At 37.2% G+C, this 11,901-nt stretch carries 10 protein-coding genes; all 10 read right to left on the bottom strand.

From position 1 onward, the window contains the following. Positions 1 to 50: 50 nt before the first annotated feature. Positions 51 to 1,340 (bottom strand): serine--tRNA ligase, encoded by a 1,290-nt coding sequence (gene serS, locus HMPREF9018_RS08405; RefSeq protein ID WP_008450476.1) that lies wholly within the window; start codon positions 1,338 to 1,340, stop codon positions 51 to 53. A gap of 226 nt (positions 1,341 to 1,566) precedes the next feature. Continuing rightward, positions 1,567 to 1,857, bottom strand: coding sequence for a 50S ribosomal protein L27 (rpmA, locus tag HMPREF9018_RS08400; protein WP_008450267.1), 291 nt, complete (start codon positions 1,855 to 1,857; stop codon positions 1,567 to 1,569). 18 nt (positions 1,858 to 1,875) lie between these two features. Further along, a complete protein-coding gene (gene rplU / locus HMPREF9018_RS08395) occupies positions 1,876 to 2,193 on the bottom strand; it encodes a 50S ribosomal protein L21 (RefSeq protein WP_008450517.1) in 318 nt (105 codons plus the stop codon). A 263-nt stretch (positions 2,194 to 2,456) separates the two neighbouring features. Next, positions 2,457 to 4,097, bottom strand: a complete 1,641-nt coding sequence (locus HMPREF9018_RS08390; RefSeq protein ID WP_008450330.1) for a dipeptidase — start codon at positions 4,095 to 4,097, stop codon at positions 2,457 to 2,459. A 28-nt stretch (positions 4,098 to 4,125) separates the two neighbouring features. Beyond that, positions 4,126 to 5,763, bottom strand: a complete 1,638-nt coding sequence (locus tag HMPREF9018_RS08385; protein ID WP_008450409.1) for a M23 family metallopeptidase — start codon at positions 5,761 to 5,763, stop codon at positions 4,126 to 4,128. A 7-nt stretch (positions 5,764 to 5,770) separates the two neighbouring features. Next, the gene (locus HMPREF9018_RS08380; protein ID WP_008450367.1) at positions 5,771 to 5,980 is read right to left on the bottom strand and encodes a hypothetical protein; all 210 of its coding nucleotides are present in this window, start codon (positions 5,978 to 5,980) and stop codon (positions 5,771 to 5,773) included. 15 nt (positions 5,981 to 5,995) lie between these two features. Continuing rightward, on the bottom strand, positions 5,996 to 6,952 hold the full coding sequence (locus tag HMPREF9018_RS08375; RefSeq protein WP_039864713.1) for a DUF4296 domain-containing protein: 957 nt from the start codon (positions 6,950 to 6,952) through the stop codon (positions 5,996 to 5,998). Then, the gene (locus HMPREF9018_RS08370) at positions 6,953 to 7,618 is read right to left on the bottom strand and encodes a lipoprotein signal peptidase (protein WP_008450310.1); all 666 of its coding nucleotides are present in this window, start codon (positions 7,616 to 7,618) and stop codon (positions 6,953 to 6,955) included. It abuts the gene before it with no gap. Continuing rightward, positions 7,618 to 8,001: a TraR/DksA family transcriptional regulator gene (locus HMPREF9018_RS08365; protein ID WP_008450222.1), complete on the bottom strand. Its 384-nt coding sequence runs from the start codon at positions 7,999 to 8,001 to the stop codon at positions 7,618 to 7,620. The genes HMPREF9018_RS08370 and HMPREF9018_RS08365 overlap by 1 nt, the downstream gene beginning before the upstream one ends. 79 nt (positions 8,002 to 8,080) lie before the next feature. After that, positions 8,081 to 11,743 carry an isoleucine--tRNA ligase gene (gene ileS / locus HMPREF9018_RS08360; RefSeq protein WP_008450351.1) on the bottom strand — a complete coding sequence of 1,221 codons (3,663 nt, stop codon included), beginning with the start codon at positions 11,741 to 11,743 and terminating at the stop codon, positions 8,081 to 8,083. Positions 11,744 to 11,901: the final 158 nt, after the last annotated feature.

Raw genomic sequence — 11,901 nt, 5'->3', positions numbered from 1 at the left:
ATATTTCGCCCCACTATTTCATAAAACAATGAGGCGAAATTATAAGATTTTTAGAAATTCTTATCGTCAAGCATCTCAAAACCACAATAAGGTACCAAAACTTTAGGAACACGTACACCCTCTGAGGTTTGATTATTTTCTATAATTGCAGCTACTATACGAGGTAAGGCTAAAGCAGAACCATTTAAAGTATGACATAACTCTATCTTCTTATCCTCTAAATGACGATAACGACAATGCAAACGATTAGCTTGATAACTTTCAAAATTACTTACCGAACTAACCTCTAACCAACGCTCTTGAGCTGCACTCCACACCTCAAAATCGTAACAAATAGCTGATGTAAAGCTCATATCCCCACCACAAAGACGAAGAATATGATAAGGAAGCTCTAATTTCTTTAACAGACCTTCTACATGATCAAGCATTTCCTTCAACGAGTCATAAGAATGCTTTGGAGTATCTATACGTACTATCTCTACCTTATCAAACTGATGCAAACGATTAAGCCCACGTACATCCTTACCATAACTTCCTGCTTCACGACGAAAACAAGCAGAATAAGCACAACGCTTTATAGGTAAATCTTTCTCGTCAAGAATCTCATCACGAAAAATATTTGTTACAGGGACTTCTGCTGTAGGTATTAAATATAAATCATCTAACGTAGCATGATACATCTGTCCTTCTTTATCGGGAAGCTGTCCTGTACCCAATCCTGACGCTTGATTAACCACCAATGGAGGTTGCACTTCCAAATATCCACTCTTACGTGCTTCATCGAGAAAGAATGCCTCTAAAGCACGCTGAAAACGAGCCATCTTACCTATATAAATAGGAAATCCTGCACCGGTTATCTTTACGCCAAGCTCAAAGTCTATCAAATTATATTTCTTACAAATATCCCAATGGCATAATGCGTCCTTGGGAAGATCAGGCTTCTTACCTCCCTCTTTTACCACAACATTATCAGAAGCATCTTTGCCCTCTGGCACATCATCATTAGCTATGTTAGGAATGGAAAGCAATAGCTCATTCATGTCATTCTGAGCTTTTTCCATTTCCTCTTGTAAAGATTTGTCTAAAGATTTCAACTCTCCCACCTTCTGCTTTATAGCTTCAGCATCAGCCTTCTTTCCCTCTTTCATTAAGCCTCCTATCTGCTTAGATAAGAGATTTTGCTGTTGCTTGTTATTATCGAGCTTTTGCTGTGCTTCACGGCGCATACGGTCTAAGCTCAAAACCTTTTCCACTGCGTCACGAGCCCCTTGAAAATGTTTCTTCTCAAGACCTCGTACTACGCGTTCAGTTTCCTCACTGATGAGCTTTAATGTAAGCATAATGTCATTAATTTAATTTTTACTACTGAAAGCAAAGTTACAATTTTTTTTTGAACAAAAAGAAAGTTGAGAGTTTTTGAAAAAGGAATTTCACCTACTAAAGCATTTCTTATAAAGTTATATCAAATAAAGAGGTAAAGACTTTAGTATATAAAAGCATAAGTCCCAATATCTTTTCAGATATTGGGACTATGTTGTTTGTTTGGAATAGTTGTTATTTTTTTATTTAAGCCTCAGGCTTTTTTGTCTTAGATGCGTAAACTTCCTCAGAAAGTACAGATACTGTACTTTTGTTAAACTTACCTTTATGGAAGTATACTACACCATCAGTGAGAGCATATAAAGTATCATCTTTACCTTGCGCTACACCCTCTCCAGGATAGTGACGATTACCACGCTGGCGAACAATGATGTTACCGGCAATGATCTTCTGACCACCCCAAATCTTGACACCTAAACGCTGTGAAGCTGATTCACGACCATTCTTAGAACTACCGACACCTTTTTTATGAGCCATTTCTAAATCCTCCTCTTTTTAAGCGTTAATTGATTTTATTTCAACTTGAGTAAACTGAGCACGATGACCATTTTTCTTACGATAGTCTTTACGACGTTTCATCTTAAAAACGATAACTTTATCGCCCTTTACTAAAGGATTAACAACCTCAGCTACTACTTTTGCACCACTTACAGTTGGTGCGCCAACTGTGACATCACCATTATTGTCTACCAATAATACCTTGTCAAATTCAACAGTTTTGCCAGCTTCCACATCTTTCATGTGGTTAACGAAGAGCTTTTTGCCCTCCTCTGCCTTAAACTGCTGACCGTTAATTTCTACAATTGCGTACATTTTAATATTATTTAAACGGGTTTCACTGATAGGCGGCTGAGCATCTTTCCAGCACTTAACACATTAGCCCATACAGCATAATTGCTTGCAAAGGTACGAAAAAATCATAACATACGATATATGTATAAGATTATTTACCTTTAATGTTTATAATAAATTAACTAATACTATATTTATAATAATTATATCAGTTCACATTATCTTATATAATGACTAACTTTATAAGGTACATCTACAAACCAAGCAAAAACTCATATCTCACTTTATTCTTCTTCTGGCAAAGCAAAACGATCACCTGTTTGCTTAACAAGCTCTTTCTTAAAATACTCGCTATAACCAGGACGCTTAACAGTTGCACCCATACCCGTAGGAGTAAGCAAAAACTTTCCATCTTTCTCTGGTTTTACTGCCATATCATTAAACTTTACAATAAGATAAGTAGCTAATTTCCTCCAACTATCCATCATCTCACTGGCTTTAACAGATGAATACTCTGAAAGCAATTCTAAAGCAGCCGCCTTATCTGTATCGTAAAGCGTTTTAGCTTTAGCTTCTATTTCAGGTTGTGATCTTAGGAAAGACCCTTCTATGTTATCACGTACCTTTTTTAATGCTGGGAAAAGTTGCGCATAACGAGGATACACCATGTTAGCCACCCAGTTACATACCCAGTATGCATTCTTATCAGAAAAAGTTACAGCATCAACACCCGGAGTATTAAAACATTCTGGCTGCTTAGTAATACCACAATATATAGGTACATAGGCTACCATGTTACCATCATCATTACCCCACCATATAACACCTCCTATTTCACGTGGAAGGAATGAGCGAAGCTGTGCTATATAAGAAAAGGCTGTTTGCTGTGTTGAGGTAGGACGTTCATTAAAATATTTCTTACCATTTACCTCATAAACTAAAGGTGTAGGCCTATAAGGAGTATTCCAAGGACCTGCTGCAATATCATTATCAAGAGCTAAAGGTGTACCTTCGTAATGATCGCGCATACAAGCAGCCATTACAGATACGTCCAGCTTTTTATTTGGCTCAATCCATAAAGGCATATCTTCAGCAGCAGCATCTTTACCTAAAGCCCATGGCAACCAACGACTCATATCTTTAAAATGATTAAAAAAGCTCCATACACGAGCCTCACACCAACGCCTTCCTCCAAAAGTAGGCTTAGCATATACGTTCTTCCAACTAAAGTCTGCATCCTTACCTTTAAACCAGCCCTTAGACCGTGCAAACTTTATACAGTTTTTAGACTTTATCACCTCTGTATTATATTTAGAGAATTGACCTATACGACTTTGGTTAGCATGTGCAGAAATCATACCGTCAGGAATACGTACAGCTACCCACACTACCTTATTATTAGGAGCTCCACCGCAGCCCTGCATCTCTAATATCCATACCTCATTAGGATCGGCAATAGTAAAAGTTTCACCACCAGAAGAATATCCATAAGTTTCGGCTAAAGAAGTCATTACCTTAATAGCTTCGTGAGCTGTTCTTGCACGCTGCAAGCCAAGATACATAAGCGACCCATAATCTATCTGTCCGCTCTTATCTATCATCTCCTTACGTCCGCCATAAGTAGTTTCGCCTATACTTACCTGATATTCATTAATATTACCTATAACATTATAAGTTATGGGAGCTTGAGGTATGAATCCATGCGAGGCATGTGTATCATAATCTATAATCTCATATTTATCACCTTTTTGATGCTTGCCACCTGCATAATGGCAAAGCTTTGCAAACAAGCCATAATCGTCGGCATTATAAGTAACAAGCACAGAACCATCTATAGTAGCTCCTTTTGTTGCTATAAAATTAGTGCATGCTATACCATAACTTGCTATAGCAAACAACATCACTGCTAAAAACGTTTTCTTCATATTATTAATATTTTAAAATTTAAGCTTTTTAATATCGCACCTTAGTTGTAAACACACGCTCATTATCACGATTATCTGTGGCTATTATCTTAAGCGTATGTTCTTTACCTGTAGAATGAATAGGTATATCGGCAAGATCACAAAATATTATTTCCTTATTCTTACCAAAGGAAAAGAGCACAAACTTGTCGTCTACATACGCCTGATAACTTTTCATACCACTCCCTCTATCAAATATACGAAAAAAAAGATGTCGTGGGTTAAGGCTCATTTCTGTAATATGTGGAGCTTCATTATCTATTGCTAAATAATAAAAAAGCCCTAAATCGCGCATACGTCCTGTTACCCAACCATCTTTATACATGCCGCCACAATACATTGGCGCACCTCCCTTATTTAAACCATTTAATGCTGCAATATACAGTTTTGAAGTGGCTGATCCTATGTTTTTATCAAGCTTTATACTTATTTTAGTCCAGCCAAAAAGAGGATATGTTTTAGTAGAGAAGCTATATGCAGGAGAATAAGCCAAAGGCAGCATAGCTCTTCGCCCAACAACATAACCATTATTAGCTAACAAACCTCTCTTTATCGATACTCGACACCCTTCCAAATATACATTATTATATCTATTATAATAAATAGTAGTGCCTTTCTTTGGTTTTAAAGCCTGAGGTATAGCTTCAGGATTACCAAGCACTGTAAATTTCTTTATAGTAGTATTACCATATACATCACTTAACTCATAACGTAGATGATACTCTCGAGGTTCATTAAAATTGATAATACCTCTACCCACAGCTTTAAGAATAGGCAAACGATTACCCGGATCTATAAACGATTTCAAATACCATATATGAGTAGATATAAAATGATCATAATCTCCCCATGAATTGATCATACGATTATAGGTAACAGGAATATTGTTAACATCACTATAAAAAATTAATCTGTTATCACAATATAGCTTAGTATAGCGTACCCCAAAACTATTGTAAACATCGTCCATGTGATCGTTAGCACGAACGCCAAAGCCCACTTTACCCCAAGCAAGAAAATGTCCCTTATCAAAAGTAAATATACGTGAAGATTGCGAATGCTGGAAAACACCTTCTCCTGCTTGCGGATACACTTTAAAAGAATAAACTGCAGGGGGCGTTTTATCCTTTAATATACCTTTTAAAGCATTTAAAGGGTCGGTCATATTACCCGTTTTTGTCTCATGATATTCTATATGAATATGTGGACCTTTTGAAGCTCCTGTGTTACCACTCAAAGCTATAAGCTGACCTTTACGGACAGGAAACTCGCCCGGGGCGAACTTAACATCGACAGCATAACTATGATGATTATACTGATATTTACGTACAGCTGCCTCTATCTGAGGAACAAACTTGTTTAAATGAAAATATTGACTTGTATAACCATTGGGGTGAGTAACATAAATAGCTAAGCCATAACCGTGTTTTTGCACTACTGCACCTGATATATAACCATCGGCAATAGAGTAAACACCTAAATTTACTTCACGATTAGTTTTTACATCAATACCCCCATGAAAATGATTTGGACGTGGCTCGCCAAAGTTTCCCGCAAGCTCTACAGGAATATGAACAGGTGATCCGAAAGAAAGGGCTGCCAGTAAGAATGATAATAATATATGCATAAGCGTTTTATTCTATTCTGTTATAACCATAAAAAGCAACGAGTCTACCATCAAAAAGTTCTTTTACCTCTATCATTCCTTGTATCCATTCTGTATTATATATTTCACCAACAAGAGGATATATACGTGAAACGTATCCATCAACAAGCTCTATAACAGCTTGCTGATATACCCCACTGGGAGTTCTGATAAAGTTAGACGCTATTCGACGAACCATATATTAACAACCTCTCTATCGTGTTATAGGAATACCCCGCTCACGCATAGATTGCTGAGGTGTTCTCGTTGATTGCGATTTACTATCTTTATCTTCTATTGCCGCATGCGAAGATGATACAGGGGCTCCACCTATTGTTCTAATAGCATTTTGCTGCGTCAAAGAGTCTTTATGCTGCTTAGTATCGTCTGTTTTCCTTATATGCATTCGCACTAACTCTATGTTGCGAATAATAAGAAGTTTAAACGTAGTAGAAGGCTGCTGACCATGTAACATCAAAAAATAGCCTTTAACAGCTTTTATCCCAAGCGTGTCATTATTCTCTATTGTTATAGTTTGGCTACCATCTGAAAAGATATGTTCCATTTGTGTAGCTATACTATCATTACTAAATGTTACAGATAGTAAGGCTACAGCATCGCGCATGCCATCTTGTACCATAAATTGCGAATCGTAACGAAAAACAAAACGGTCGCCCTTATAAAAAGAACTGTCTGCTTTAAACGAAAAACTATACTTGTTTACAAATGCATAAGGCGATAAAAGTAAGGTTCTATTACCACGCCATATATCCGTTGTATCACCTTTTGACCTAATATTACCAAACTGATTAAAATCGTTTTCAGACGCACCTTGTAAACGTGCCTCGTTTTCATAACGTTTACTCAGATCCTCATAAATATCTTGCAGCTTCTCGGTATGCCTTATATAATATTGCAACGATGCATCAAACTGCTCCTCAGTTATGCCATATTTACTAAAAACAGCTTGCTGATAAGCCTTTATTCGTATACTATCCTCAGCATTCTGATTGGCTATAGACATAGCAAGATGATAATCGTAAAGCATGTCCTCCATTTCATCTGGCTGTAAATATTTAGACGGAATGGAAGGCTTACACGAAACTATTATAATCAAAAATGAAAATATAGATAGACAAATAAATACTGATTTTTGGATACACGTTCTCATTTAATTGGACTGTTTTTCTTTTTTCAATATATTATTATTAGGCGTCCAACCATTAAAATCCTTACGATAAAACAAAAATAAAAGGAACACACCCACAGAAATACAAGAGTCGGCAAAATTAAATACAGGAGAAAAAAAAACAAACTTCTCTCCTCCCCAAATAGGAAACCAATTAGGGAAAACACCATGGAAAAGCGGAAAATAAAACATATCTACTACCTTTCCCATAAGCATAGGTGCATATCCTTCCCCCCAAGATACAAGATGAGAAGGGGTGGCTGTAGACAGATAATAAGGCTGCGATGCTGTGAAAATCTGACCATATATAAGAGAATCGAAGATGTTTCCTGCAGCACCTGCAGTTATCATGGAAAGCACTACGATATAACCTATACGCGCGCCACGCCTAATACGCTGATACAGATACCATATTAAAGCTCCTACTGCTAAAATACGGAACATACTCAAAAAGAGCTTACTGCCTATTTCTACTCCCCATGCCATACCATTGTTTTCAACAAAAACAAGCTGAAACCAATCTGTAATATGAATAGAGTCGCCTAAATTCATATTCAACTTAATAGCTACTTTTATAGCTTGATCTATAAGTAGCAATATCAATATAAGTATTAAGGCTATAACTGCCTTTTTGTTTTCTGATTTCATCAATGATTTTTATTAGCTTCCTTAGATGCCACACTTAATGTAGCATGAGGAACAACACGTAATCGCTCCTTGGGTATTAGCTCGCCCGTAAGACGATCTACACCATAGGTCTTATTATTAATACGAACAAGTGCAGCTTGTAAACCTTGTATAAACTTCTGCTGACGTTGAGCCATTTGCACTAACTCCTCCTTTGTTTGGTTACTGCTACCCTCTTCTAAGGCTTTATAAGTGGGAGAAGTATCATCTACATCGTTTGTGTTCTTATTTCTAAGCACCTTCATTGTTTCTTCATAGTCGGATTTAGCTATAGCCAACTTTTCATTTATAATAATCCTAAACTCTTCCAGCTCCTCATCGCTATATCGCTTCTTCACTTCCATAAATATAATGGTATTAACAGGTTATACGTAAATAGGGATATAAGAAAATTATACATTCCTCATATCCCTATAATTGATATTATACTTTAGTTATATTAATACAAATTTTAAAATCATCAAAATCTGTCTCAACACCTTTATTATTAGCTATCTTAATGTCATTTGCCAATATTTGTGTTTTAATAAATTCTGCAAATTGATCTACTGCCGCATTAATCTTTTCATTAGGGGTTAGCTCTACATTGATACGATCAGTAATCTCTAATCCGGACTCTTTGCGAATATTCTGAATACGGTTAATTAGCTCACGTGCCAAACCTTCGTTTACCAGTTCTTCATTAAGTTCCACCTCTAATGCTACTGTAAGATTGCCCTCGTTGCTCACTAACCAACCCGGAATATCCTCTGAAATAATATCTACATCAGATACCTGAACAGATACAGGCGCACCGTCTATATCAAACTTAAACTCGCCCTCATTCTCAAAAGCCGCTATTTCCTCTTGAGTAAGCATGTCCATACGAGCAGCTACCTGCTTCATTAGTTTGCCATATTTCTTACCCATTACTCGGAAATTACATTTCACCTTCTTCACTAAGATACCAGAACCCTCTACAAAGTTAAGTTCCTTTACATTTACCTCAGTCTTTATTAGGTTAGCTACAGCCTCTATATGCTGCTTTTGCTTTTCATCTATAGCAGGAATCATTATCTGAGCCAAAGGCTGACGCACTTTTATATTTACCTTACGACGCAAAGCCAATACCATAGATGTTATGCGCTGAGCCATATCCATACGCTCCTCCAAATCATGGTCTATATCTGCCTCTTTTGCAACAGGCCACTTCGCAAGATGCACACTATCACAACTTCCACCAAGATCTTTATACAACTCATCGGCATAAAAAGGAGCAAATGGTGCCAATAAGCGCGATACAGTCATTAAGCAAGTGTACAAAGTGCTATATGCACTCTTCTTATCTTCACTCATATCCTTGCCCCAAAAACGCTTACGATTAAGACGCACATACCAATTACTTAAATCGTTATTAACAAAAGCGTCTATTAATCTGCCGGCACGAGTTGGATCGTAATTGTTCATCTCTACAGTAACTCCTTTTACAAGAGAGTTAAGCTTAGATATTATCCAATGGTCTATCTCTGGTGCTTCTATAGACATACTAACATTAGCACCTCCCTCATAGCCATCTACATTAGCATAAAGAGCAAAGAAACTATATGTATTATATAATGTTCCAAAAAACTTACGACGACATTCGTCTACACCTTCCGGATCGAACTTTAAGTTATCCCAAGGCTCACTGTTAGTCATCATATAAAAGCGCACAGGATCTGCACCATATCTGTCCAGCATCTCAAAGGGGCTAATAACATTTCCTACATGCTTACTCATCTTATTACCCTTCGCATCAAGAACTAAACCTGTGGAAATAACATTCTTAAAAGCTACAGAATCGAAAACCATAGTAGCAATAGCATGTAAAGTAAAGAACCAACCACGAGTCTGGTCTACACCCTCATTTATAAAATCTGCTGGAAAGAAAGCAGGCGCAACTGCTACACCTTCATAAGTAGAATGTACAAGCTTTTCACGATACTCTTCTTCTGTCATACCATGTCGCTCTAAGCCTGACTTATTTATTTTACCTTCAAACGGATAATGAAGCTGCGCATAAGGCATTGAACCACTATCAAACCATACATCTATCAAATCGCTCTCACGATACATAGGCTCTCCTTTCTCATTAACGAGAACAATATCATCTACAAAAGGACGATGCAGATCTATCTTATCGTAATTTTCCTGACTATAGTCGCCTACTATAAAACCTTTATCCCTAAAAGGATTACTCTTCATAACACCTGCTGCGACAGACTTTTCTATCTCTGCATACAACTCTTCCAAAGAACCTATACATTTTTCGCCACGGTTATCATCACGCCAAATAGGTAATGGGGTTCCCCAAAAACGTGAACGACTTAAATTCCAGTCATTCAAATTCTCGAGCCAATTACCAAAACGACCTGTACCTGTAGATTCTGGCTGCCAATTTATGGTCTTATTTAATTCCACCATACGAGCCTTAACAGATGTATCCTTTATAAACCAGCTATCAAGAGGATAATAAAGTATTGGCTTATCAGTACGCCAACAATGAGGATAATTATGTATATGTTTCTGAATGTTAAAAGCAGAACCTTCTTGCTTCATTTCCATACAGATAACAACATTCAGATCTTCTGCTTTCTCTGAAGCCTCTTTATCCCATACTCCGTCACGATTATATTTAGGATCATAACTGTTTTTCACATAATCGCCTGCATGATGTCCATACGCCTCCTTATCTACACAAGCCTTGAGAAAACTTGCATCTAAATCGGTTATTGCATAATATTTTCCCTGAAGATCTACCATAGGGCGCGTTTCTGCTCGCTTAGATATTAAATATAACGCAGGTATATGAGCGTCTTTAGCTACCTTAGCATCATCAGCTCCAAAAGTAGGAGCTATGTGCACTATACCTGTACCATCTTCAGTAGTAACATAATCGCCAAGGATAACACGAAAAGCCTCACTTTCCATTTCTACAAACTTATCGCGACCTTCCTCGCTTACAAACACTTTCTCAGGGTGTGCTGCTGCATAATCGTTAACAAACTGTGGAGCAAAATCGCCTACCTTCTCCACAGGCTTTACCCAAGGCATTAACTGCTTATAATGCAACCCTTCAAGCTCTGTTCCTTTTATAGTTCCTACTACTTTAAAAGGTACTACTTTTTTACCTTGTTCAAAAGGAGATAATGAGCCTTCTTTTATTTCAGCCTCTTTCTTAAAATATGCCTCTATACGAGATTTTGCTATAATAACCGTAATGGGAGTACCATTATATGGATTATAAGTTTCTATTATAGAATATTCTATCTTAGGACCTACACACAAAGCTGTGTTAGATGCTAAAGTCCAAGGAGTAGTAGTCCATGCTATAAAGCAAGGTTTACCCCAAGTAGCATTACCTAAACCTGCACGCTTTGATAGCTCTAACCAATCAGCTGTGGGAATATCAAACTGAGCCGTTACCGTTGTATCTTTCACATCTCGATAACAACCAGGCTGATTAAGCTCATGACTTGACAAGCCTGTACCTGCACCGGGAGAATAAGGCTGAATAGTGTACCCTTTATACAACAAACCCTTATTATATAGCTGTTTTAATAACCACCAAAGAGTTTCTATATACTTGTTGTCGTAAGTAATATAAGGATGGTCCATATCTACAAAGTAGCCCATCTCTTCTGTTACCTGACGCCACTCGGCTGTAAACTTCATTACATTCTCACGACATTTATGATTATAATCTACTGTTGATATATATTTTTCTGAAGCAGGATTATCTATATCTTTCTTTGTTATTCCTAATTCCTTCTCTACACCCAGCTCTACAGGAAGCCCATGAGTATCCCAACCTGCTTTACGCTTAACCTGAAAGCCCTGCATTGTCTTATAGCGGTTAAAAGTATCTTTTATGGAACGAGCTAAGACATGATGAATGCCAGGATGACCATTTGCAGAGGGTGGCCCTTCAAAGAAAATAAACTTAGGCTCACCTTCACGCTCATCAACACTCTTGTGGAAAATATCCTTACTCTCCCACATTTTCAATACTTTCTTGTTAGTCTGCACAAGATCCAATCCCTTATGCTCGGCGAATTTCTTTGCCATAATTGTATATTGTTTTATCTTTTATGCTAAGTGATATGCAAAGATAATATTTTATAGCGAAACCACCAAATATTCATAAAACTGGTATGATTTTAATAGATTGCCTGCTTATTATTATTTAATTTGCACATTTTCACAATATAACCAAGACTGCCGAT

Origin of the sequence: Prevotella amnii CRIS 21A-A (assembly GCF_000177355.1) — a bacterium.
Classification (GTDB): Bacteria; Bacteroidota; Bacteroidia; order Bacteroidales; family Bacteroidaceae; genus Prevotella; species Prevotella amnii.
Note: the sequence above shows the minus strand (reverse complement) of the source record. Positions and strands in the feature narration are given on the sequence as shown.